Here is a 22,659-nt window from a genome sequence, read left to right on the forward strand (position 1 = left end):
GATTCATTGGACGGATGAGCCCCACGCTGGTTGGCTCGTCGTCATGGAGATGCGCAGGTTGGGACGAGCAGGAATCGAGGTCAGCCCGGTCGGGTTCGGATGCTGGGCGATCGGAGGGCCGTTCAGCAATCCGGCCGGTGAACCGCTGGGCTGGGGTGTCGTGGACGACGACGAGTCGGTGCGGGCGATCCGCCGGGCGGTCGAGCTCGGCGTCACGTTCTTCGACACCGCGGACGTGTACGGCGCCGGCCACAGCGAACGCGTTCTGGGCAAGGCCCTCGAAGGCATCCGCGACCAGGTGGTGATCGCCACCAAGTGGGGCAACACGTTCGACGAGTCGACCCGGGTCATGCACCACCAGGACAGCAGCCCGGAGTACGTCCACAAGGCCGTCCGGGCGTCGCTCGAGCGGCTCGGGACCGACTACCTGGATCTCTACCAGCTGCACTTCGACACCACCGACGAGATCGCGTTGCCGCTGCGCGAGGCCTGCGAGGAACTGGTCCGCGAAGGGCTGATCCGCAGCTACGCCTGGAGCACCGACACGGTGCACAGCGCGGAGTTCTTCGCCCAGGGCGAGCACTGCGCCGCGGTCCAGCACGAAGCGAGCGTGCTGCACGACGCGCCGGGCTTCTTCGCGCTGTGCGAGCGCGAGAACCTGGCGAGCATCAACCGGACCCCGCTGGGGATGGGGATCCTCGGCCGCCGGGACGTGAACAGGCCGGCCACCGGCGCGGACATCCGTACGCTGCCGCCGTCCTGGCTGCGGTACTTCGACGACGGCGGCGTGCCATCGCCGGAGTGGTGGGAGAAGGTGTCCGCGATCCGCGACGTCCTGCAGAGCGGCGGGCGGACGTTGGCCCAGGGCGCACTCGCCTGGCTGTGGGCCCGCAGTCCGCGGACCGTCCCGATCCCCGGCTTCCGGACCGTCGCGCAGGCCGAGGAGAACGCCCGTGCGATGGACTTCGGCCCGCTGACCGAGGACCAGCTGACGGAAGTCGCGAAGCTGCTGCGCTGACCCCCGCAAGGCCCCGCCGCACTGCGGGGCCTTGCCAGCGCGCTTGTTTATCGATATACCTACTGCCGTGCGGCGACAGTGGACTTCAGGCCGACGGCTTCGTCGTGCCCCGCAGGACGAGCTGCGCGGGTACGACGAGTTCCTTCGGCTCGCCGCCCGGGCTGCGCAGCTGTGCCGTCATCAGCGTGGTGATCGCGTCGGCCATCTCGTCGTGACCGGGGTTGACCGTGGACAGCGACGGCACCAGGAACGCCGCCTCGTCGATGTCGTCGAAGCCGACCACCTGGATGTCGTCCGGCACCCGGAGGCCCGCGTCGGCGAGCGCCCGCAGCGCCCCCATCGCCACCACGTCGGTCAGCGCGAACACCGCGTCGAACGCGACCCCGCGCTCGCGCAAACCCCGGACGGCGTCGTACCCGTCCCGCAGGCCGAACAAGCAGCGCACGTTCAGCTCCGGATCGACCTCGACGCCGGCCTCGGCGTGGGCGAGCGCGTACCCCTCGGCGCGGAGTGCCTGCATGGTCGCGGAGCCGCCGGGATCGCCGCCGATCATCGCGACCCGGCGCGCGCCGGTCGCGAGCAGCTGCGCGGTCGCCTGCCGGGCGCCGTCGACGTTGTCCATCATCACGTGGTCGAAACGGGACGGCAGCGCCCGCTCCCCGATCATCACCACCGGCGCGTCGGTGCGCAGCTGGCCGAGCTCGGCCGGGTCGATGTCGACCACGCTGAGGATCAGCCCGTCGTACATCCGCAGCCGGGAGAAGGCGACCGCGTCCAGCTCGCCCTCACGGCTGGCGCCGGTGCGTTCGGTGACGATCCGCAGGCCGTGTGCCTCGAAGCGGTCCGCGAGGCGGCCGGCCAGCTGCGCGAAGTACGGGCGCTCCAGCTCGGGCACGGCCAGGCCGACGACGCCGGTGCGGCCGGCGCGCAGATGCCGGGCCGCCAGGTTCACCTGGTACCCCAGCTCGCCGATCGCCGCCAGCACCCGCTCCCGGGTCTCCGGCCCGACCCGCGGCCGCCCGTTGATCACGTTCGACACTGTCATCGTCGACACCCCGGCGTACCGGGCGACGTCGGCCATCGTCACCACGCCAGACGGCTTGCCCATGCGGCCAACTGTAAAGACTGAGGAGGGCTCCATGCCTGAAGCACGGGTCGTGATCGACCTCGACGTCCCCGGACCCACGATCAACCGGCATCTCTACGGCCACTTCGCCGAACACCTCGGCCGCTGCATCTACGGCGGCTTCTACGTCGGCGAGGACTCGGACATCCCGAACGAGGGCGGGATCCGGCTGGACGTCGTCGAGGCGCTCCGGGCGCTCGACATCCCGAACCTGCGCTGGCCGGGCGGCTGCTTCGCGGACGAGTACCACTGGAAGGACGGCATCGGCCCGAAGGCGGACCGGCCGTCGATGGTGAACACGCACTGGGGCAACGTCGAGGAGAACAACCACTTCGGCACCCACGAGTTCATGGCGCTGTGCGAGCTGCTCGGCGCGGCGCCGTACGTCAACGGGAACGTGGGCAGCGGGACCGTGCGCGAGATGAGCGAATGGGTCGAGTACCTGACCCGTGACGGCGACAGCCCGATGGTGCGGCTGCGGAAGGCCAACGGGCGTGACGAGCCGTGGCAGGTCCCGTTCTGGGGTATCGGCAACGAGGCGTGGGGCTGCGGCGGCAACCTGCGCGCCGAGGCGTACGCCGACCTGGCGCGGCAGTACGCGACGTTCCTGAAGGACCACGGCGACAACAAGCTGTACCGGATCGCCGCGGGCGCGTCGGACGACGACCTGGCCTGGACCGAGGCGTTGCTGAAGGCGGTCAGCTGCCTCGGCTGCGGGCGCGACCCGAAGAACATCTTCCAGGCCATCTCGATCCACTACTACACCGTCGCCGGCACCTGGGAGCACAAGGGCAGCGCGACCGAGTTCGGCCTGGAGGACTACTACCGGACGCTGGCCAAGGCGCAGGACATCGAGCGGGTCATCCGCGCGCACTCGGCGCTGATGGACGCCTACGACCCGGAGCGCAAGATCGGCCTGGTGCTGGACGAGTGGGGCACCTGGTGGGACGTGGAGCCGGGCACGAACCCCGGATTCTTGTTCCAGCAGAACGCGATGCGGGACGCGCTCGTGGCGAGCCTGCACTTCGACGTGTTCCACCGGCACGCGGAGCGCCTGGTGATGGCGAACATCGCGCAGACGGTCAACGTGCTGCAGGCGATGCTGCTCACCGATGATGACGGAGGCCTGGTGCGGACGCCGACGTACCACGTGTTCGAGATGAACAAGGGACACCAGGACGCGCAGGCGCTGCCGGTGCACGTGGTCGAGGGTCGCACCTACGATCTCGACGGTACGGCGATGCAGCTGGTGTCGGCGTCCGCGTCGGTGAAGGAGGGGCGGGCGCTGGTGTCGGTCAGCAACCTCGATCCGGAGCAGGCGCTGGACGTCGTGCTCGATCTCCGGGGCGCGGCGTCGTGGGAGTCGTCGGGACGGTTGCTGGCGGCATCGAAACCGCAGGCCTACAACACGGTGGACACTCCGGACGCGGTGGCCCCGGTTCCGCTCGAGGTGGAACCGGAGCCGCGCGGTCTGCGGGTGACGTTGCCGCCGCACTCATTCGCGACGGTCAGCTTGACCTTGTGACCGGGATCTGGAACTCGTGCACCCAGTTCGCCGGGTTGTCCATGTCGAACTGGAGCGTGACCTCCCGGGCGTACCCCTGGCTGCGGTAGCCGTTGTCCTCGATCCAGCGGGCCAGCGTCTGCATGCTGCGATCGGCCTCCATCATGTCGCCCTGGTGGACGATCGTGGCGGCCTGGGCGAGCTCCGGGAGCTCGAGGATGTCGACGTCCGGCGCCGTCCCCGTGCCGACGGGGACGGCGGCGTGGACACGGATCGTCTCGTCCCCGGCGTCCTCGTAGTACGCGACCGGCGAACCGCACGGGTCGATGCCGGCCGCGCCGAGCCGTTCGAAGAGCTGGCCGAACAGGGGCTGGAGCACCGGGCCGATGTCCGCACCGTCGTAGCTCGGTGAGATCGCGGACAGTTCGGCAACCCGGGTCGCGGCGATGGTTTTCAGGACGACGTCGTCGGTGGGCATGTGACCTTCCCTTTCGATGAGCCGGAGCCTCGCCTCGACGCTCGTCAGCCGGGCCGCACTCCGGGCCAGCTCGTCCTCGAGTTGCGCCTGCCGCAGCCGCAGCATGCCGCGCAGTTCCTCGGCGGACAGCTTGGCGTCGACGATCTCGCCGACCTGCTGCAGGCTGAACCCGAGGTCCTTGAGCGCGACGATCCGGTTCAGCCGGCTGAACTGGTCGGCCGAGTAGTACCGGTACCCGGTGGCCTGGTCGACCACGGCCGGCCGCAGCAACCCGAGCGCGTCGTAGTGCCGCAACATCCGCGCGGACACCTGCCCGAACGCCGCGAAGTCTCCGATGGTGAACATGCAGCCACCTTCCGGCTTGACACAGTGTGAAGGTCAAGCGTGCCGTCGCACGACCGACTTTGAGCCCCCACCAACCATTCTCTGGCCTGCGAAACGGTTGGTGAGGGCTCAAAGAGAGGGGTCAGGAGGTGACGCGGGTGCGGCGGTCGCGGATCGCGGCGAGCGAGATGGCGGTGACGGCCAGGGCGACGCCGCCGGCGCCGAAGCCGGCGACCAGGGTGCCGCGGCCGCTCAGCCGGGCGTCGCACTGCATCGGCGTGATGCCCTTGTCGGGCTGGAAGACCGATCCGCAGGCGTCCCCGCCGGCGTGCACCGGCCGGACGGCGAGCACCACCCCGACGATCAGCAGGACCGCACCTACCGCGCCGAGGACCTTGCTCAGCACCGGCCGCCCTCTCCGGACGAGAGGCGTACGGCAGCCGGGACCGACCGCGGACGGCGGGTCAGCTCCAACATACGCACGCGCACGCTCCTGGCAGGTCGGTGAGATTTGATCAAATCTAACGCAGCTAGCAGGCACCCTTGAAGCCGGGCGGCGCCCGCTGGTGGAATCTTCACCCAGTTCTAACGCTCTCCGGCCCGCGACGGTTCAGTTAATCCAGGACGGTGACCAGGGACCCGCTCGCGCGGCCGTGGGCGACGTCGGCGAGCGCCCCGTCGACGGTGCCGAACGGGACAACGGTCGTGTGCGCCGTCACCGGCAGCCGGGCGATCAGGCGGAACAGTTCCTCGCCGTCACGACGCGTGTTGGAGGTGACGCTGCGCAGGTCGCGCTCGTGGAACAGGTACCGCTCGTAGTTCAGCGCCGGTACGTCGGACAGGTAGATGCCGGCGACCGCCGCGGTCCCGCCCGGCTTCAGCGCCTCGAGCGCGTACGGGACGACATCGCCGGCCGGGGCGAACACGATCGCCGAGTCCAGCGGCACCGGCGGCCGATCGGCAGTCTCGCCGACGAAGGCGGCGCCGAGCTCCTTGGCCAGGGCACGGTTCCGCTCGCCGCGGGTCATCACGAACAGCTCGGCGCCCTGGGCCAGCGCGAGCTGCGCGGTGAGGTGGGCGCTCGACCCGAAGCCGTAGATGCCGAGCCGGCCGCCGGGCGGGAGGTTCGCGCGCAGCAACGAGCGGTAGCCGATGATCCCGGCGCACAACCACGGCGCGAGTTCCGCCGCGGGCCGGTCGGCCGGCAGCGCGTACGCGTAGTCCTCGGGCACCACGGCGTACTCAGCGAAGCCCCCGTCCGCGTCCCAACCCGTGTACGTCGACCGCGGGCAGAGGTTCTCGGCGCCTTGCCGGCAGAACTCGCACACGCCGCAGGTCCCGCGCAACCAGGCGATCCCGACACGGTCTCCGGCCGCGAAGCGACCGCCCTGCCCGACGACGGTGCCGACCACCTGATGACCGGGAACGACGCCGGGGCGCTTCGGTTCGAGGTCGCCCTCGGTCAGATGCAGGTCCGTCCGGCAGATCCCGCACGCCTCCACCTTCACCAGGACCTCACCGGCGCCGGGCTCCGGGACGGTACGGCGGACCTGCTTCAGCGGACCGCCGTCGATCGGTCCGGGACGATCCACTGCCCACGCCTGCATCTGGTCCATACGTCCATCATGCGACGCGCTGGAGCGCGCGTTCGCGACGCTCGGCGACCTTGGAGCCGGACTCCCGGCGCGCCATTCGCCGCAGGACGACGGGAGCGAGCAGCAATCCGGCGACAGCCCAGAGGCCGAGCACAGCTGCCGTTTCCAGGTGCCGCCACGACTCACCGACCTCGACCACAACCGCTTGGTCGGGCAGGAGCGCGGAACGCATCCCCAGGCCCATCCAGTACACCGGGGTGAGCTGGCCGATCCCTGCGAGCCAGCCAGGCAGCGAGGTGAGCGGGTAGAAGATGCCCGACACGGCAATCAGCGCGAGCATCGGCAACTGGATCAGACCCTGGGACCGGGCGGTGGTGAAGACCGAGCCGAGGATCGCGCCGATCGGCAGCGTCGCGACCAGGCCGAGCACGAGCACCCAGCCGAGCGTGAACCAGTGCGCCGATCCGAGCGCCAGCCCGTCGATGAGGAACAGCCCCGGAATCAGCAGGATCGCCAGGTCCACGAGCAGCCCGCCCGCGACCGAGACGACCTTTCCGACCAGGTAGCAGACCATGCCGTTCGGGATGGCCTTTGCCCGCAGCAACGTGCCGTCCTCGCGGTCGGCGGTGAGCTGCTGACTCATGCTGACCATGCCCATCGCGGCGTTCATCCCGAGGATGCTCGGCAGGGCGAGGGCGCCGAGCAGGAACCCGGTGGCGCCGAAGTCGCGATGCCGGAGGAAGAACAGTGCGGCCAGCATCAGCACCGGCCAGAGGAAATGGCTGAACAGCTCGGGCCCGTTGGTGAAGGACTGCCGCAACTCGATCAGCCCCCGCTGCCAGCCGGTCTTCATGCTTGCTCCCGGACGAGGGTGAGATAGGTGTCTTCGAGGCAGGCGCGGCGTACTTCGAGGTCGCCGACCGCGTCGCCGTACCTGGTGAACAGGGCGCGGACGAAGGCGGTCGCGTCGGGCGTCGACTCGCGGAACGGCCGGCCGTCGACCGACCAGCGGACCTCGTCCTCCCCCGCGATCAGCTCGGTGAGCTGCGCGGTCGTGCCGGACGCGATGATCCGTCCGCCGGCCAGGACGACGATGCGCTGCGCGAGTTTGCTCGCCTCGTCGAGGTCGTGCGTGGTGAGCAGGACCGTCGTCCTGTGCTCGGCGGCGAGCCGGCGGACCAGGTCGTGGAACTCCACGCGGGCCTGCGGATCGAAGCCGGTCGTGGGCTCGTCGAGGAACAGGACGTCGGGGCGGCCAACGATCCCGATCGCGACGTCGAGCCGCCGCCGCTGCCCGCCGGACAGCGTCCTGACCTTCTGCCCCGCGGAAGCGGTCAGGCCGACGGCGGCGAGCAGTTCATCGGCCGGCCACGGGCGCGGCGCGGCCGGTGTCGCGTACGGCGCGTAGTACGTGCCGAGATGGTGCAGCAACTCGCGCACCCGCCAGTTGCCGTGGTCGCGCCAGGACTGCAGCACGATGCCGATCCGGGATCGCCAGCGCTCGTCGGCCGCGGCCGGATCGACGCCGAGCACCTCGACCCGGCCCGCCGACCGGAGCCGGAAGCCCTCGAGGATCTCGATCGTCGTACTCTTCCCCGCGCCGTTCGGCCCCAGCAACGCCAGCACCTCGCCGGGCCGGGCGTCGAACGTCACGTCCCGCAGGACCTCGCGATCGCCGTAGCGCATCCGCAGGCCGTCCACTGTCAGCACCATGCCGTGGAAGCTACGTTGCGTTCACACGACCGGCAATCATCTGTCACGGTCTTACGGTCGAGAAACCCTGTCAATCATGGCATTCTGTGCAATGAGATTGCGAGAGAACGCAATCCGTTGCAATGAGCTGACGATGAATGCGCGGAGGATGCCGATGCCCGGAGGCAGGCTGAGTCACCAGGACCGGCTGGAGATCGCGGCGGGCCTGGCCGACGGTCTCGGGTACGCCGAGATCGCGCGGCAGCTGCGCCGGCCGACGTCGACCGTCAGCCGGGAGGTCGCCCGCAACGGCGGCCCGCGTGGATACCGGGCCGACCACGCGCACCACGCCACCGCGTCCCGGGCCCGGCGGCGCAGGTCCACCGCGACCGTGGACGTTGTCCGGCCCGTCGAGCCACGGCAGGCGTACGTCGAGCGGTTCGCGGCGATGATGGTCGACGGCGGGCTGCCACGGATGGCGTCGCGCGTGCTGGCGCTGCTCTACACCTCCGACTCCCGCACGCTGACGGCGGCCGACCTGGTCCGCGCGCTGAAGGTCAGCCCGGCGTCGATCTCGAAGGCGATCGGCTATCTCGAGCGGGTCGGGATGGTGCATCGCGAGCCCGACCCGGTGCGCCGGCTGCAGCATTACCTGATCGCCGACGACGTGTGGCTGAAGGCGTGGGAGGTGAGCGCCCGCACCAACCACAACTGGGCGGAGACCGCGGCCGAGGGCGTCGAGCTGGTCGGTCGCGACAGTCCCGCGGGTGATCGCCTGCTGCAGATGGCGGAGTTCTTCGAGCGGCTCGGTGAGGACATGTCGGGCGGCGCCGGCTTCCAGGACTGTCTGGCGGTGCTCGCCGTCCTGTGGCAGGACGATCGCGCGCCGGACGTGGCGAGGCAGCTCGGCTGGCCGGTCGAGCGGGTCGTCGATGCTGCTAGGTATGCGCTCAAGGCGTCAGGGCAGGATGGTTCGGAGCAGGCGGCGGGTCAGGCCGCCGTCCGCGAGGCCTAGCTCGACGAGATCGTCGAAGACGTGCTGGTCGGCCGCGGCGGCCCGGATCCCGGCGTCGAGGATCCGGTCCGAACGGCTGAGCTGGGCGACCACTGCGGTATCGCGAAGGTGCCGAGACAGCAGGCGGGACGTGCGGCGGCGGTACGGCGTACCCGCGTCCGGGCTGCCTGCTCGGAGGGCGTCGGCGATGGCGCGGCCGGCGAGCAGACCGGTCGCGACCGCGTAGTAGATGCCCTCCCCTGTCATCGGGTTGATCAGCCCGGCCGCGTCGCCGGCGAGCAGCACCGGTCCGCGGCGCGGCCGCCACATCCAGCCGGCGAGCGGCAGGTGGTGTCCCCACCACGACTCGCCGCCGTCGGCCGCTCCCGGCAGCAGCTTCTCCAGCTGGTTCAGCAGGTCGGTCCGGGTCGGGCGGGTACCGGCCAGGAGTTCGCCGTACCCGACGTTCGACCACCCGTCGCCGCGGTCGAAGGACCACGCGTACGACGGTTGCCGCCCGGGGCCGTACGCAATCACCTGGCTCGCGGCCCGTGCCGGCGGGGTCGGCGCGTAGCCGCGGATCGCGAGCGCCACCGGGCCCGACTTCAGGCCGAGCTCCCGCCGTACGACGGAATGCGCGCCGTCGGCCCCGACCACGAAGCGGGCCTCCAGGTCGTCGACGCCGACCGACCCGGGCCGGATCGCGAGGCCGCGGACCCGGCGGCGGACGAACTGCGCGCCGGCCTTTCGCGCGGCGTCGACGAGCCGCTGGTCGAAGACGGTGCGCGGGACCACCCAGGTCGGCCGGGACAGCTCGCGGTCCACACCCGCAGCACCCCGGTTCAGCACGAAGCGCCGTACCGGGGTCCAGTCGTCGAGGATGCCGGTGACGCCGACGCCGGCCAGCAGGTCGAGGACGTGCGGCGCGATGCCGTCACCGCAGGCCTTGTCCCGTGGGAACTCGTGCCGGTCGAGCAGCAGCACCGACAAGCTCGGGTCCGCCGCCAACGCCCCGAGCGCGGCCGCGGCCCCCGCCGGCCCGGCTCCGACAACCACCAGATCCCACACAGACACCCTCCCCTGGTCGGGCCCCAGTCTCGCAGTTCCGGGCACCGTCCGCGCGCCGGCCGGGGACGCCGGACAGGGACCTAGGTACCCGGGCGGCGGCCTGGTTTGCTGACGCGTCGCACGGTCGTACGGCGGGCGCGCGGAGTGTGCGATCCGACGGGGCCGGAGCCGGAGACCGGGCGGGCCTCGTCGAGGTCGACGATCTTCGGCGGCGGCGGGACGAAGACCGGGATGGTCTCCTCCTCGTCGACGGCCGCGGGCGGCCCGACCGGCGAGGCCGGCTTGGCGCGGGCGGCCGACTCCTTGCTCACCCGCGGCCTGACGGCGGCGACCGCGGGCGCGGCGAGCGGGCTGCGGGGCGGCCGGCGATGCGGGAGCCGGGTTCTCATCTCGATGCCGAGCACATCGATCAGCTTGCGGCAGGCAACGATCGAGAGCGCGACCGCGAACACCGTGCACCCGGCGAACAGCACCGCCTGGCCGCCGGCCGCCCAGTTCGACGGGTCGGTCCGGGCCATCGCCGCGATCATCGCGACGACGATCGCATTGGTGATGCCGAAGGCAACGGCCACGCCGACGGTACGGAGCACGATGCGTCGCTCCAGCCCGACGTCGTCGGCCGCCGCGACCAGTCCGGCGATCAATCCGGCCAGCACCGGCACTGTATAGACGAGTGCGAGCGTCAGTCCCGGACTCGCGACCAGGTAGAAGACGTCGAACACCAGCGCGGTGCCCGTCAGTGCGGCCGCGAAGCACACCACCATCGGCGGATACGCGCGCAGCACCGCGACCGCGTCCGCGGGCACGGTCCTGAACATCCGCAAAGCCAACCGCAACGACTCATCCCCTCGTCTTCCACCCATTGTGCAGGTACCCGGCACCGTCGGTGAGACTCAGCGCCCAGCGAGTCGCCGGCGAGGTGTGGACGAAGGAGAGGTGACGCCGGCCCGTCGCAGTTTTCGTCGACGACGGACCGGCGGAACCTTGAGTTGTACTGCGACCCGCGACCGACAGCTAGGCGGCGGCCTGGAGCGGAGTCAGCTTCTTGCGGAGGTCGTCGAGGATCCGGCGAAGGACCCGCGACACCTGCATCTGGCTGACGCCGATGTCCTCGCCGATCTCGGACTGCGTCCAGCCCTCGACGAACCGCAGCTGCAGGATGCGGCGGTCCCGTTCGCCGAGATCGGCGAGCACCGGCTGCAGCATCTCGACCGTTTCCAGCTGGTCGATGCTCGCGTCCTCGTCGTCGGCGACCACGTCGGCGAGCGTGAGCTCGGCGTCGGCCTCGGCCGGCCGGTCCAGCGAGAGGACGTTGAAGCACCCGCGCGCCGCGAGTGCCTGCTCGACCTCGGTGACCTCGACCTCGAGGTGATCGGCCAGTTCGGCCGGGGTGGGTTCGCGGTTCAGCTGCTGCTCCAGCTCCGGCAGCTTGGTCGCGATCGTGCCTTGCATCTCTTGCAGCCGGCGTGGGATCCGCACCGTCCAGGCGCAGTCGCGGAAGTACCGCTTGACCTCGCCGCGGATGGTGGGGATCGCGAACCCGATGAACGGGGTCTCGGCCTCCAGCCGGTAGTGGTGGGCGGCTTTCACCAGCCCGAGATACGCGACCTGCTCCAGGTCGTCGGCCTCGGCGCCCCGGCCGCGGAAGCGGCGCGCGATGCCCTTGGCCATTTCGAGGTTGAGCTCGACGACCTGTTCGAGAATCTCCTGACGCTCGACCTCGTCGGTGCTGGCAGCTCGCCGTTCCATCAGTTCCCGGGTAGCTGCTTCGCGGGCGGCCCGATCCGTGGGCGCTCCGCTGCGGGTGGATTCCCGCTCGATGGTGTTGATGACCATTGGTATGACCTCGCGACTGTCGTCACGGCGTGGCACTTCGCTGAACCACGGTCATGCCTGCATCAGGAACCGTACCCCACGGTTCAGGAACTCATGCACAGCAGTTTTCCACCGGTCGGGCAACAGCTCTGCGGCAGTCGGGCAACGGTCACCGATCGCGACCGGATCACCGGCCGAAACGCTCGCTTCACGGCATCACGATCACAGCACGTAAGGGAGCGGACACGTGAGCCCAAAGCGTGTACGATGCAAATGCAAGGCCAAATGCACGTGCATATGCCAAGGACGTACGGAAGGTGCAGCTGATGACTGCGATCTATAACGGCATGCCCGGCGACTCGAACAGCGAGCTGATCTGGCGCAAGAGCCAGCGCAGCGGCCCGTCGGGCAACTGCGTCGAGGTAGCAAAGTTGCCGGACGGTGGTGTGGCGGTGCGCAACTCGCGCTTCACCGACGGCCCGGCGCTGGTGTTCACAAAGGCAGAGATCGAGGCGTTCCTCGGCGGCGTTCAGGATGGCGAGTTCGGCTACCTGATCTGAGCAGGACCCGGCACCACTGAGCAGTACAAGAGCAGTACAGAGAAGTACAGGGCACCACAGAAGCAAGGGCCCCTTCGCCAGGCGAGTGACGAAGGGGCCCTTTCCTGTGCCCGGAGATCCGCGGGCCCGGACGGGGCTCCGCGCAGTGGCGTGACGACGCATAAAAACGCCAGGACCGACTCTCCGGCGAGAGTCGGTCCTGGCGTGCCCGAGGGGCGGGTACGGACTTACTGAACGGTGAGCGGCCAGAGCTGCTCGCTCGGCAGCTCGGAGGCCTTCCCGGTTGCCGCATTGTCAACGGTGATTCGCAATCCGGTGAACTTCGGCGTCATCACGCGCTGGTACCGCGACGCGCGGTCCGGCTCGGCGACGTACTCGGCGATCAGGTGATCACCCAGCCAGATCCGCACCATCTTCCGTCCTCCTGCTGCTCTGTCGGTGGTCATGGGGCCAGGCTCACGATCGGGTCGCCGTCGAGGTGGCGGACGCCGCGCAACCAGCCCTCGAAGGCCCAGCGCTGTTGCTCGGGGCAACGCGCGACCAGGTCCTGGATCTCCCGCTCCGTCAGCTCCTTGGGCGCACGGCTGCCGGCCATCGCGGCGGTCTGCTCCACAACCTCACTGTCGTCGTCGTTCATCGACTCGGGTTCCCCAACCAGTCATGCCAACGGGGGGCCGTCGGCGCTCTGTAGGACCGGCCTGCCGGTTCACGCGATGTCACTTTTCGCGAGATCCAGCTCACCTTCTGTGCATGAAGCAATCATGGCGTCGGCACGCGACGAATGCAAGCGCCCGATGCACGTGCATCCGCACGTTTTCCATTTCGAGACCAGATTGGGCCTGTTTGCGCCTCAGCGAGGCGGGATCAGCCGTCGCCGAACGGTGTTCGACGGCGCGTCGAGCCGCTAGTATGTACTGACAAAAGAGGCGAACCATTCATCGGCTAGGCTTACGCTCCGTGATCGCCGATCCGGAATCGCCGCTCTTTTGTAAGAACTTCGGCAGATCAGCGCTCCGGCGTGCGATGATGTGCGTCTGCGGGTGAGGTTGCCGATGGAGACCGCTGGGGCCGCTGGGAGGTGGGTGTGACCGAGTCGGGCGCGCAGAGCGGACCGACCGCGCTGCGCATCATTCTCGGCGGGCATCTACGCCGGATGCGGGTAGCAGCAGGGATCAGCAGATCCGACGCGGGGTGGGAGATCCGGTCGTCGGAGTCCAAGGTCAGCAGGATGGAGCTCGGCCGCGTCGGCCTCAAGGAGCGCGACGTCCGCGACCTGCTGACGCTGTACGGCGTCGACGACGAGGAAGAGCGCGAGCGCCTCCTCGCGCTCACCCGGGAGGCGAACAACCCCGGCTGGTGGCACCGGTACGGCGACGTGCTGCCGAGCTGGTTCCACTCCTACCTGGACCTCGAGGCCGCGGCGCAGCTGATCCGTGTCTACGAGCTGCAGTTCGTCCCGGGCCTGCTGCAGACCCCCGACTACATCCGCGCGGTCATCCAGCTCGGCCGCGGGCTGATCCCGGCCGAGGAGGTCGAGCGCCGGGTCGCGCTGCGGACCGGCCGGCAGAGCGTCCTGACCCGCCCGGACCCGGTGCGGATCTGGGCAGTCGTCGACGAGGCGGTGCTGCGCCGGCCGATCGGCGGCGTGAAGGCGATGATCCAGCAGCTCGACCACCTGATCGACGCGTCGCAGTACCCGAACGTCACACTCCAGGTGATGCCGTTCAACGTCGGCGGCCACGCGGCCACCGGCGGCGCGTACAGCATCCTGCGGTTCCCGGAGCAGGACCTCCCGGACATGGTCTACATCGAGCACCTCAGCAGCGCCCTGTACCTGGACAAGCTCGAGGACCTCGATCAGTACACGGCCACCATGGAAGCCCTCTGCGTCGCGGCCCCGCCGCCGAACAGGACCCGTGACATCCTCACCAACATCAAGAAGGACTTCGAGAGCTGAGCCCAGCCTGCCGCCCGCGACGCGTCTATCCGGTGCGGACGCGGCCGCCCGCGCCGGGAAGCGTCACGGAGGTTCGACCACGGTCGTCCACCAAGACCTTCCAGCTCTCCTTCGGCGGCCGGCCGGCGCTGTCCCAAGCTTCATAGGCCCGTTCGACAAGCACCCACAGGTCTTCGACGCCACCGTGATGCACGTTGCCGTCAGCAACATATGCCCACGACTCGCCATGAGAGCCGTTCAGGGAGGCCGCGCCGTCCGCCGTCGTGGAGAAGGTCAGCCCTGACGCAGAACGCCAGAGGAACATGGCGAGGTCGGGAGTGTCGAGAACCCCGGCCGCAAGAGACGTACGGCGCTGCCGCGTCTGTCCCGCGCGTTTGCGATGCTCGGCTTCGGTGAGCTCTGGAGGAGGCTCGCCCGCGTAGGCGAACTCCGGTACCTTGCGGGCGCTCATGAAGTATCCCCGCGGATCCATCAGTGTCCCGATGGCCGTCGTACCGGCCTGGTCAACGACTAGCTTCGCCCACGCACCGACGGTGTTGTTCTCCGGCGCGCGGACGTCCGCGAGGACAACAGCGCCCGGTTTCGCCCATCGAATCCAGTCGTATGGAATGTCAGCGACCGCGTGCGTGGCGACGATGCGGTCGTAGGAGTCGTCGGCCGCTTCGAAGGACGGGTGATATCCAAGGAGGGCGAGGCGTTCGCGCGCCTGGCCGACCAGCTCCGGGTCGATGTCGATCGTGGTCACGGCCTGATCGCCGAGCAGGTGGCACAGGATGGCGGCGTTGTAGCCGGTCCCGGTGCCGATTTCGAGGACGTTCATGCCCCGCTCGATCCCGAGCTCCTCGATCATGTCCGCCATCAGCGCCGGCGCCGACGAGGAACAGGTGAACGCCGTGGCGCCGGCCTGCCCGGCGATCGGTTTGACCTGAGTGATGAGAGCCTCGTTCGTATAGACCGTCGGGAGCCAGGACGGATCATCCACGTCAACGACGCCGTCAGCCGTCGTGATGCCCTCCGCGCTGTGCTTCAGCCGGAGGAACTCCGGTACGAACAGGTGTCGCGGTGTCTCACGAAATGCCAACTCGAGAGGCGAGCTGTGGAGATACCCCTCGCGCTTGATCGATCTGACCATCGCGTCCGCGAGCAAGTGCCAATCACGACCGGTCACTTCAGCCATCAGGGTCCTCCAACAGATCAGCAATCCTCGAAGTCGATTACCCTGGTCAGTCCCCAGGGACCCCTGGTTGAGGCACTAGACACGGTCAGCCCTCGATGCACGAGTTGTGGAGAGCGGGGCGGACACGGGCAACAGAGAGCCAGCATGCCCGCCCCGCTGTCTATGGGGTGTAGCGGGTGAATACGAGCGGGTGACCGGTGAGCCGCTCCAGGAGCTGCTGCCACTCGTCAGGCCAGCCGAGGGGAACGAAGTGACCCCGGTGTGGGACCGCCACAACGGCTCCACCGACGCTCGACGCCATCGCATGAAGCAGCGCCTCCATCGCCAGGCCGGAGTCATCCTCTTCGACGAATAGGGGACCAAGGCTGTAGCCGCGATCGATCGCAACCCGAGAGGCGGCATCCTGGACCTCGACAACGTCGCGAAGCCTCCGGATGAGGCGCTCACAGGCGTAGCAATAGAGAATGCGTTGCACGCTCGTCTGCGGTCCCGGCGCCTGGCCGGGCCAGAACGCGAGGCTCATCCCTGTGGTGGTCATGCAAATGACCGTACGGACCATGACCGGCCGCGCACCATGTGAATCTACGCAGCCCAGAAGGAGTTCCTGCGCATCGCATGGAGCGTGTCGCGGGGCGTTTCAGCGCGAAGTAATGCCCTGCGCGGGCAGAAACGCAAGGTTGTGGACAACGGCGGCCGGTCCGGTCAGCCAGCCATCAACGTCGCCAGCAGAGCGCTGGAGTCCCGGGGACTCAGCGCCGTTGCCCGCAGGTGGTCGAACACCGAACTGAAGCGATCGACCTCAGCCTCCAACTCGAGGAACAGATCTCCGGCAAGGCCTTCCACATGCACAATGTCAGGTGCCGTCGCCCCGAATCTGAGTCGACTGAACGCGTTGTCCATCCCTCGGTAGGACCCGCGATCGAAGGGGACCACTTGCACCGTGACATTGGGCAACTCGCTCACTTCTCGGAGCCGTCCGAGCTGTGCACGCATGACCGCCCGACCACCAACCTCCCGCCGGAGCACCGCCTCGTCGACGACTGCCCAGAACTCCAACGGATCTCGCCCTACCCGTTGAGGTGACAAGACACCCTGACGCTCCATGCGCACCTGGACGCGGCGCTCCACGGTCTCGGTGTCGGCGCCGAAGCCGTCGAGCATGACTGTCCGGGCATAGTCCTCGGTTTGCAGCAGACCGGGGATGAACAGGGACTCATAGTTGTTCACGGACCGTGCCTCGGACTCGAAGCTGATGTAGGCCGCGTAACCATCCGATATCGCGTCGGAGTAGTGCGGGTACTGGCGAAGCCAGCCAGGCGACTTCGCGTCCCGGGCCAGATCGATCAGGTTCGCGCGGCGTGAGTCGTCGACGCCGTAAAGATCGAACAGGATCTCGAGGGTGCCGTTGTGAGGCTTCGCATGGCCTTTCTCGATGCGCCACAGCGTTCCCTGGTTGACACCGGTTTGCTCCTCTACTTGCTCACGGGTCAATTGAGCCTCGGCACGGAGCGCGCTCAACTCGGCCGCGAGCCGCCGCAGTCGAACAGTCGGCGGGCCGGCTGGTCTCGGCATTGTCCACAACCTCTCGCTTTCGACCCCGACACGGTACGCAGCCCGCGCGAATCGATCAGTCTGCCAACCATTCGTTCGTGTTCTGCGGCCCGATCCGGGCCGAGATTCGTATGGTACAAGGAGGATCACGCTCCGTACGGTCGTGCCATGTCAACTCTTCGGGCACGAACGAGACGAGGTGGCTCGCGATGATCGCCGGTATGTGGGCGCTGATCGTCGCCACGGTCGTCATCGCGGTTCTGATGATCCGCGACATCGCACGGAACCTGAGCGACCGATGACCGCGACACAACTCCCGCGCCCGACCGACCGGCGCGTCCGCGTGTGGTTCGGTGAACATTTGATCGCCGACTACACCTCCGATCCCGCGTCGGCGGCCGCATACGAAACTGCGATGCGCCGCCGCTTCGTGTCGTTGCGGGTCACGAACGATCCGGCGTACCCGGATGCGGCGGATTCGTGAGAGGCCAGCGACGTCGGCAATGGTGGGCGCGCCTGTGGAGAAGCCTCAACGACACCTTCCGCCGCTGGCGAGACGAGGGGTGAACTGTCGGAGTTGGCAGCGGATTCCTTCAACTGCACCAGCGCGCAACTCGGACCGGTCGCGACTTCAGGACATGCTCGACCTCGCTGGCTGCCCCTGGGCGCCGTTCCTATCCTTTTCTCTGTCCTCGTTCCTTCGCTTGTTCTCCGTTCGTCTCTCCCCTCTTCTGCCTGGTTGACCGTCTCAGGTGTTGTCGGTCAGCCAGGTGATCAGGGGTTTGGTGGCTCGCCAGTCGGACCGGACCTGGGCAACCAGGTCGGCGGTGTGGATGACCGGTTCGAAGCCGTAGCTCTTGCCGACCGTCAGGGACTTGTGGCGGAGCAGGTCGATCCGGGGGTGCTCGGGGTCGTAGCCGCGAGGGCTGGTCTTGAGCTTGTCGCCGCCGACCGTCCAGCCGGCCTTCGTCAGTTTGGCGAGCAGCTTCTCCAGCTGCTTCCCGCGGCGGTCGTCGTCGATGGCGGTGCGGACCCGGGCCAGGCGCTCCGACGACGCCTCGTAGAAGCCGGCCGCGACCCGGACGCCGGGTGCGGAGACCTGCACGTACCACCCGGTGGACGGCGCGACGTCGATGAAGGCGCCCTGGTGGGTCTTGTACGGCGTCTTGTCCTTGGCGAAGCGGACGTCGCGGTACGGGCGGAAGAGTTTCGCCGTACCGAACTCCTCCTCGAGCTCGGCCAGCAGCGCGGCCATCGGCGCCCGGACCGACTCCTCGTAGACGTGCTTGTGCTCCGTCCAGAAGGTCTTGGTGTTGTCCATCTCGAGATCGTCGTAGAAGTCCAGCGCCGCAGCCGGAAACCCGGTAAAACTCATGCGGTCACGATAGTTCTCCCACCCGATCGGACCGACGGCAGGCTCAAGCCCTGAAGAAGGCGCGGACGTCGGCGGCCAGCAGCTCGGGCACCTCGAGCGCGGCGAAGTGGCCGCCCCGCGGATGGCTGGTCCAGCGGACGACGTTGTCGGTGCCGGCGATCTTGTGCCGGAGCGGGATGAAGTTCTCGTGGGCGAGGTCGAGCAGCGCGGTCGGGGTCCGGGACGGCTCGGGCGGTTGACCCCAGTACGCCGCATGCGCGCGCTCGTAGTAGATCGCTCCGGCCGAGCCCGCCGTCCTGGTCAGCCAGTAGAGCATCACGTTGGTGAGCAGCAGATCCCGGTCGATGGGGACGTCCGACCAGGTCGCGAACTTTTCCGCGATCCAGGCCAGCTGCCCGACCGGCGAATCGGTCAGCGCGTACGCCAGCGTCTGCGGCCGGGTGGACTGCAGGTCGGCGTACCCCTGCTGCTCGGACGCGAACTCCTGCTGCCGCCGCCACGACGCCCACGTGCGCTCGCGCTCGGCGGCGTCCAGCGGCGCGAGCTCCGCCGGCGTCGGCTCGGACGTCGCGCCCGCGCCGGGGATCAGGTTGAGGTGTACGCCGAGCACCCGTTCCGGATCGATCCGCCCGACCTCGCGGGAGATCGCCGCGCCCCAGTCGCCGCCCTGGACGCCGTACCGCTGGTATCCGAGCCGCGTCATCAGCTCGGTCCACGCGCGCGCGACCCGTGTGAACTCCCACCCGGGCTCGCGGGTCGGGCCGGACAGCGTGAAGCCCGGGATGGTCGGGAGGATCAGGTGGAAGTCGCTCAGCAACGGTGCGACGGAGGTGAACTCGACGATGGAGCCCGGCCAGCCGTGGGTCACCACGAGCGGGATCGCGTCGGGCGACGACGAGCGGAGATGCGCGAAGTGTACGAGCGCCCCATCGATGACGGTGGTGTGCTGCGGCCACTCGTTCAGCCGCGCCTCAGCGGCCCGCCAGTCGTACCCGTCCCGCCAGTAGCCGGCCAGGTCCCGCAGATACTCCAGCGGTACGCCGCGCGACCAGCCGGCGCCCGGAAGCTCCGACGGCCAGCGAACCAGGTCGAGTCGTTGCCGCAGGTCGTCCAACTCGCTGTCCGGCACGTCCAGCCGGAACGGTTCGATCGTCACCCCGGCACCCTGACGCACCGGGGGCGGGTTCGCACCTGGTTTCAGGCGCTGACCTTCTCCTGCGCGCGGTCGTGGACGACCTTGATCGCGACGGCACCGATCAGGCAGAGCACGCCGGCGCTGATCACGACCGTGGTCAGCGTGCTGGCGCCGCTGAGCGCGTTGTCGCAGGCCATCGGCGTGATCCCGCCGGCCGGCCGGAAGGCCGAACCGCAGTCGGCCCCGCTCGCCGACACCGACCGGAATCCGAGCAGCGCGCCGCCGACCAGCAGCACCAGGCCGGCCACGCCGAGAATCTTGTTCAGCGAAATCACGGTGAGACCGGCTCCGCTGATCGCGGGCATGCCGACGGCATGCCCCATGAGCCCCGTTGCACCTCGTTCACTCCTGCCTTCGTCGGACCACCCAGGTTCGACGGTACGGTCCGGCCCACGATCGACCCACCCGAGCAGCCGGTCAGCACTGATTCTTCACAGAGTCCTTACTCAGGACATGACCGGTTGTGACAGTGATCTCAGATCAAACGACGGTGACTCTCAACCGAGACGTTCCTCCAAATGAACGGTGATCTCGTCTCCGGGCTGCTTGCCGAGCAGGGTTCGCAACTCGCCCCTGACGGGCAGTTTGTGCGTACCGTCACCGAGCGCCATGAACGAACTCTCGAACGGGTGGCCGTCCATCGTGCCGCGCACCTTGACCAGTCCGCGCGTCCCGAAGTACGCGGCCGACTCCGGCATCTGCACGTAGGTCCAGCCGCCCTTGGCGTCGCTCTTCAGCAGCGGCGCGGTGAAGGTCTTGTCCAGCTTTCCGGTCTTCTTGCTCATCGTGAGCTCCTCTCTACACCCCTGGGTAGAGACTGCGGACGCGGTTTCGACATCCGCGGCCAACTTATTCTGGGCAGCGTGCAGATGACGATCCGCCGGGCCGGGCGGGACGACGTACCGGCCGTGCTGGCGCTCCTCGACGATGCGACCGAATGGCTGGTCGCGCGCGGCCGGACCGACCAGTGGGGTACGGCGCCGCACTCGACGAGCCCGCGGCGGGTCGAGCAGATCACCGGCTTCGCCGACGACGGCGGCCTCTGGGTCGGTACGGCGGACCACCGGGTGGTCGGCGCGCTGGCCGTCGGCGCCGCGCTCGACTACGTGCCGCCGGCCACCGAGCCGGAGCTCTACGTGCGGCTGCTCGTGACCGATCGCGCGTCCGCCGGGCAGAACCTCGGCGGAACCCTGCTCGACCACGCGCGCGGCCTGGCCCGCGAAGCAGGCGTGCGGCTGCTGCGGGTGGACTGCTTCGCCGGCGGGGACGGCGCACTGGTCCGGTACTACGAGCAGCAGGGCTTCACGCGCGACACCGCGTTCTCCGTACCGCGGGTCAATGATGTGGATTGGCCGGGTCAGGTGCTGGTCCAGCGCCTGTGACCGCGCGGTGGACCGCACCGTGCGCGTCGCTGCAGTGCGCCGGCGCCTCCGCGGCGGCGTGGTCGACCTGGAGCGTGGAGTGCGTCAGCTGGTGGCGCTCGGCAAGCAACTGCTCGATCCGGACCCGGATCTGGTGGCAGTCGAGGCCCTCGGCAACCAAGATGTGCGCGGACGCGGCCGGCTCGCCGGAGGTGATCTCCCAGACGTGCAGGTCGTGCACCTCGACGACACCCGGCACCGCGCACAGCTCGGCGCCGAGCGCCTGCGGGTCGATCGCGGCCGGCGCGGCCTCGAGGAAGATCCGGCCCGAGTCCCGGACCAGCGAGACGCCGGCCTTCAGCATCAGCACGGCGACCACGAACGCCGCGATCGCGTCCGCCCGGGCGAACCCGGTGAGCAGGACGACGAGACCGGCGATCGCGGTCGCGACGAACGCGAAGAGGTCGTTGAGGATGTGCTGGAACGCGCCCTCGACGTTCAGGCTGGAGCGGTTCGCCTTGCTGATCAGCCAGGTGGCGAACAGGTTCACCACGATGCCGGCGACGCCGGTGATCAGGACCAGCGCGCCCTTCACCTCGGGCGGGTGGATCAGCCGGCTGACGGCCTCGTACACGAAGTAGACCGCGAGCAGCAGCAGCGTGATGCCGTTCGCCTGGGCGGACAGGATCTCGACCCGCTTGAAGCCGTACGTGAAGCCGCCGGCCGGCGGTTTGGCGGCGAGGCGGATCGCCAGCAGTGCCAGGGCGATGGCGATCGCGTCGGTGAGCATGTGCGCGGCGTCGGTGACGAGGGCCAGCGAGCCGGCCGCGACGCCGACGATCACCTCGGCGATCATGAAGCCGACGATCAGCGCGAGCGCACCGCCGAGCAGCTTCTTGTCGGCCTGCGCGCCGGCCCCGCGCCCATGTCCGTGTCCGTGACCGGCGCTCATGCTTCCGACCTCTCGGGGTGGATGGCGTCGGTGTGCTCGGTGTGCGCGACCGCGAGGTCCAGCAGCATCCGCACGTGGGCGTCGTCGAGCCGGTAGAAGGCGTTCCGCCCGTCGCGCCGGACGGCGACCACGCGGTGCGCCCGGAGCAGCCGGAGCGCGTGCGACGTCGCCGACTCGCTCAGGCCGGTGATCGCGGCGAGATCGCAGACACACAGCTCCCCGTCGAGCAGCGCGACGAGCAGCTTCAGCCGCCGCGGATCGCCGAGCAGCCCGAACACGTCGGCCGTGTCGACGATGTCCTCCTCGCCCGGCATCCTGGCATTGACACTCGCCACCCGCTCCGGGTCGACGAGCCGCACACTGCAGGCATCCGGCTGCACATCTGCAGAACTCTTCATATATTCACGGTAGGCCACGAGCCCACCCACTGGCAACACTGCCCTCCGTGAACGGTTACCCAGAGGTCCCCGCCGGCGAGGTCGAACTGGTAGACGTCCGGCGGGCCCTCACTTCAGTCGCTTGCGAACAGGTCGAAGAAGGGCGGGAAGGTACCGAGCAGGCCGAGGGCGATCAGGATCACGGCGGTGAGCACCACGGCGCGGCTCATCACCGCGCGGCGGCGCAGCGTCGCGTGCAGGACGGCCCAGCTGAGCAGCCAGACGGCGACAGTCAGGATCGTCTTTCCCGACAGTGGACCGACCCGGTTGTACCAGTTGAGCCAGTCGCTCACCGACGTACTCATCTCCGCAACGGTCGTCACAACACCGAGCGTGAGGGCACCGATCCCGACGGCCAGCACGGCGGCGACCGCCGGTCCCTCCGGCTTTCCGGGGCTCTCGTCGACCTCCGCGGCGCTCCGCGTCGGTTCCTCCACCACCTGCTCCGCGGTCCGCGGATCATCGAAGTCAGTCATGATC

General features: G+C 69.0%; 28 protein-coding genes. 7 read left to right on the top strand and 21 right to left on the bottom strand.

The annotated features are described in order from the left end of the window. The first annotated feature begins 43 nt into the window (after window positions 1-43). The gene (locus tag ACWEOO_RS03315; RefSeq protein WP_452141575.1) at window positions 44-1,018 is read left to right on the top strand and encodes an aldo/keto reductase; all 975 of its coding nucleotides are present in this window, start codon (window positions 44-46) and stop codon (window positions 1,016-1,018) included. Window positions 1,019-1,103: 85 nt separating this feature from the next. Here the strand turns inward: ACWEOO_RS03315 and ACWEOO_RS03320 are convergent, their stop codons facing one another. Beyond that, the gene (locus ACWEOO_RS03320) at window positions 1,104-2,126 is read right to left on the bottom strand and encodes a LacI family DNA-binding transcriptional regulator (RefSeq protein ID WP_452141576.1); all 1,023 of its coding nucleotides are present in this window, start codon (window positions 2,124-2,126) and stop codon (window positions 1,104-1,106) included. A 31-nt stretch (window positions 2,127-2,157) separates the two neighbouring features. Between ACWEOO_RS03320 and ACWEOO_RS03325 the strand changes: the two genes are divergently transcribed. Beyond that, the gene (locus ACWEOO_RS03325) at window positions 2,158-3,669 is read left to right on the top strand and encodes an alpha-N-arabinofuranosidase (RefSeq protein WP_452141577.1); all 1,512 of its coding nucleotides are present in this window, start codon (window positions 2,158-2,160) and stop codon (window positions 3,667-3,669) included. On the opposite strand, the gene ACWEOO_RS03330 is transcribed toward ACWEOO_RS03325, so the two are convergent. The 5 genes from ACWEOO_RS03330 to ACWEOO_RS03350 form a co-directional block, all read right to left on the bottom strand. Next, window positions 3,653-4,471 (bottom strand): MerR family transcriptional regulator, encoded by an 819-nt coding sequence (locus tag ACWEOO_RS03330; protein WP_452141578.1) that lies wholly within the window; start codon window positions 4,469-4,471, stop codon window positions 3,653-3,655. The two genes, ACWEOO_RS03325 and ACWEOO_RS03330, sit on opposite strands and share 17 nt — an antisense overlap. A 121-nt stretch (window positions 4,472-4,592) precedes the next feature. Then, window positions 4,593-4,856 (bottom strand): hypothetical protein, encoded by a 264-nt coding sequence (locus ACWEOO_RS03335; RefSeq protein ID WP_452141579.1) that lies wholly within the window; start codon window positions 4,854-4,856, stop codon window positions 4,593-4,595. A gap of 208 nt (window positions 4,857-5,064) precedes the next feature. After that, the gene (locus ACWEOO_RS03340) at window positions 5,065-6,066 is read right to left on the bottom strand and encodes a zinc-dependent alcohol dehydrogenase family protein (RefSeq protein ID WP_452141580.1); all 1,002 of its coding nucleotides are present in this window, start codon (window positions 6,064-6,066) and stop codon (window positions 5,065-5,067) included. Between the two features lie 7 nt (window positions 6,067-6,073). Continuing rightward, window positions 6,074-6,898, bottom strand: coding sequence for an ABC transporter permease (locus ACWEOO_RS03345; RefSeq protein WP_452141581.1), 825 nt, complete (start codon window positions 6,896-6,898; stop codon window positions 6,074-6,076). Continuing rightward, window positions 6,895-7,758: an ABC transporter ATP-binding protein gene (locus ACWEOO_RS03350; protein ID WP_452141582.1), complete on the bottom strand. Its 864-nt coding sequence runs from the start codon at window positions 7,756-7,758 to the stop codon at window positions 6,895-6,897. The genes ACWEOO_RS03345 and ACWEOO_RS03350 overlap by 4 nt, the downstream gene beginning before the upstream one ends. Before the next feature lie 133 nt (window positions 7,759-7,891). Between ACWEOO_RS03350 and ACWEOO_RS03355 the strand changes: the two genes are divergently transcribed. Then, entirely contained in the window at window positions 7,892-8,752 is an 861-nt protein-coding gene (locus tag ACWEOO_RS03355) for a MarR family transcriptional regulator (protein ID WP_452141583.1), read from the top strand. On the opposite strand, the gene ACWEOO_RS03360 is transcribed toward ACWEOO_RS03355, so the two are convergent. The 3 genes from ACWEOO_RS03360 to ACWEOO_RS03370 form a co-directional block, all read right to left on the bottom strand. Next, window positions 8,696-9,799, bottom strand: a complete 1,104-nt coding sequence (locus tag ACWEOO_RS03360) for an NAD(P)/FAD-dependent oxidoreductase (protein ID WP_452141584.1) — start codon at window positions 9,797-9,799, stop codon at window positions 8,696-8,698. The genes ACWEOO_RS03355 and ACWEOO_RS03360 overlap by 57 nt on opposite strands. Before the next feature lie 80 nt (window positions 9,800-9,879). After that, window positions 9,880-10,617, bottom strand: a complete 738-nt coding sequence (locus tag ACWEOO_RS03365) for a hypothetical protein (RefSeq protein ID WP_452141585.1) — start codon at window positions 10,615-10,617, stop codon at window positions 9,880-9,882. 196 nt (window positions 10,618-10,813) lie between these two features. Then, a complete protein-coding gene (locus tag ACWEOO_RS03370) occupies window positions 10,814-11,635 on the bottom strand; it encodes a SigB/SigF/SigG family RNA polymerase sigma factor (protein WP_359936283.1) in 822 nt (273 codons plus the stop codon). Between the two features lie 305 nt (window positions 11,636-11,940). Here ACWEOO_RS03370 and ACWEOO_RS03375 point away from each other — a divergent pair, with 305 nt between their 5' ends. Beyond that, window positions 11,941-12,174, top strand: a complete 234-nt coding sequence (locus tag ACWEOO_RS03375) for a DUF397 domain-containing protein (protein ID WP_359936285.1) — start codon at window positions 11,941-11,943, stop codon at window positions 12,172-12,174. A gap of 227 nt (window positions 12,175-12,401) precedes the next feature. Here the strand turns inward: ACWEOO_RS03375 and ACWEOO_RS03380 are convergent, their stop codons facing one another. Further along, window positions 12,402-12,620 carry a hypothetical protein gene (locus ACWEOO_RS03380; RefSeq protein WP_355697703.1) on the bottom strand — a complete coding sequence of 73 codons (219 nt, stop codon included), beginning with the start codon at window positions 12,618-12,620 and terminating at the stop codon, window positions 12,402-12,404. Beyond that, window positions 12,617-12,811, bottom strand: coding sequence for a hypothetical protein (locus ACWEOO_RS03385; protein ID WP_452141586.1), 195 nt, complete (start codon window positions 12,809-12,811; stop codon window positions 12,617-12,619). The genes ACWEOO_RS03380 and ACWEOO_RS03385 overlap by 4 nt, the downstream gene beginning before the upstream one ends. A gap of 447 nt (window positions 12,812-13,258) precedes the next feature. Between ACWEOO_RS03385 and ACWEOO_RS03390 the strand changes: the two genes are divergently transcribed. Then, entirely contained in the window at window positions 13,259-14,131 is an 873-nt protein-coding gene (locus tag ACWEOO_RS03390; RefSeq protein WP_452141587.1) for a helix-turn-helix domain-containing protein, read from the top strand. 25 nt (window positions 14,132-14,156) lie between these two features. Here the strand turns inward: ACWEOO_RS03390 and ACWEOO_RS03395 are convergent, their stop codons facing one another. From ACWEOO_RS03395 to ACWEOO_RS03405, 3 genes are all read right to left on the bottom strand, one after another. After that, the gene (locus ACWEOO_RS03395) at window positions 14,157-15,278 is read right to left on the bottom strand and encodes a methyltransferase domain-containing protein (protein WP_452141588.1); all 1,122 of its coding nucleotides are present in this window, start codon (window positions 15,276-15,278) and stop codon (window positions 14,157-14,159) included. 190 nt (window positions 15,279-15,468) lie between these two features. After that, a complete protein-coding gene (locus ACWEOO_RS03400) occupies window positions 15,469-15,846 on the bottom strand; it encodes a hypothetical protein (RefSeq protein ID WP_452141589.1) in 378 nt (125 codons plus the stop codon). Between the two features lie 164 nt (window positions 15,847-16,010). Continuing rightward, a complete protein-coding gene (locus ACWEOO_RS03405; protein ID WP_452141590.1) occupies window positions 16,011-16,880 on the bottom strand; it encodes a helix-turn-helix domain-containing protein in 870 nt (289 codons plus the stop codon). 277 nt (window positions 16,881-17,157) lie between these two features. Between ACWEOO_RS03405 and ACWEOO_RS03410 the strand changes: the two genes are divergently transcribed. Continuing rightward, on the top strand, window positions 17,158-17,343 hold the full coding sequence (locus ACWEOO_RS03410; protein ID WP_452141591.1) for a hypothetical protein: 186 nt from the start codon (window positions 17,158-17,160) through the stop codon (window positions 17,341-17,343). A gap of 264 nt (window positions 17,344-17,607) precedes the next feature. Here the strand turns inward: ACWEOO_RS03410 and ACWEOO_RS03415 are convergent, their stop codons facing one another. The 4 genes from ACWEOO_RS03415 to ACWEOO_RS03430 all read right to left on the bottom strand — a co-directional run bounded on the left by ACWEOO_RS03415 (window position 17,608) and on the right by ACWEOO_RS03430 (window position 20,214). Continuing rightward, window positions 17,608-18,234, bottom strand: a complete 627-nt coding sequence (locus tag ACWEOO_RS03415) for a DUF2461 domain-containing protein (RefSeq protein WP_452141592.1) — start codon at window positions 18,232-18,234, stop codon at window positions 17,608-17,610. Window positions 18,235-18,277: 43 nt separating this feature from the next. Continuing rightward, the gene (locus ACWEOO_RS03420; protein WP_452141593.1) at window positions 18,278-19,390 is read right to left on the bottom strand and encodes an epoxide hydrolase family protein; all 1,113 of its coding nucleotides are present in this window, start codon (window positions 19,388-19,390) and stop codon (window positions 18,278-18,280) included. 41 nt (window positions 19,391-19,431) lie between these two features. Next, window positions 19,432-19,752 carry a hypothetical protein gene (locus ACWEOO_RS03425; protein WP_355697712.1) on the bottom strand — a complete coding sequence of 107 codons (321 nt, stop codon included), beginning with the start codon at window positions 19,750-19,752 and terminating at the stop codon, window positions 19,432-19,434. 174 nt (window positions 19,753-19,926) lie between these two features. Next, window positions 19,927-20,214, bottom strand: a complete 288-nt coding sequence (locus ACWEOO_RS03430) for a DUF1905 domain-containing protein (RefSeq protein WP_452141594.1) — start codon at window positions 20,212-20,214, stop codon at window positions 19,927-19,929. A gap of 84 nt (window positions 20,215-20,298) precedes the next feature. On the opposite strand from ACWEOO_RS03430, the gene ACWEOO_RS03435 reads away from it, so the two are divergent. Continuing rightward, the gene (locus ACWEOO_RS03435) at window positions 20,299-20,811 is read left to right on the top strand and encodes an N-acetyltransferase family protein (protein ID WP_452141707.1); all 513 of its coding nucleotides are present in this window, start codon (window positions 20,299-20,301) and stop codon (window positions 20,809-20,811) included. Here ACWEOO_RS03435 and ACWEOO_RS03440 read toward each other — a convergent pair. From ACWEOO_RS03440 to ACWEOO_RS03450, 3 genes are all read right to left on the bottom strand, one after another. Further along, window positions 20,765-21,742: a cation diffusion facilitator family transporter gene (locus ACWEOO_RS03440; RefSeq protein WP_452141595.1), complete on the bottom strand. Its 978-nt coding sequence runs from the start codon at window positions 21,740-21,742 to the stop codon at window positions 20,765-20,767. The two genes, ACWEOO_RS03435 and ACWEOO_RS03440, sit on opposite strands and share 47 nt — an antisense overlap. After that, entirely contained in the window at window positions 21,739-22,140 is a 402-nt protein-coding gene (locus ACWEOO_RS03445; protein WP_452141596.1) for an ArsR/SmtB family transcription factor, read from the bottom strand. Before ACWEOO_RS03445 ends, ACWEOO_RS03440 begins: the two co-directional genes overlap by 4 nt. A 113-nt stretch (window positions 22,141-22,253) precedes the next feature. Next, a complete protein-coding gene (locus ACWEOO_RS03450; RefSeq protein WP_452141597.1) occupies window positions 22,254-22,655 on the bottom strand; it encodes a hypothetical protein in 402 nt (133 codons plus the stop codon). Between the last annotated feature and the right edge of the window lie 4 nt (window positions 22,656-22,659).

This window comes from Kribbella sp. NPDC004138, assembly GCF_053603655.1.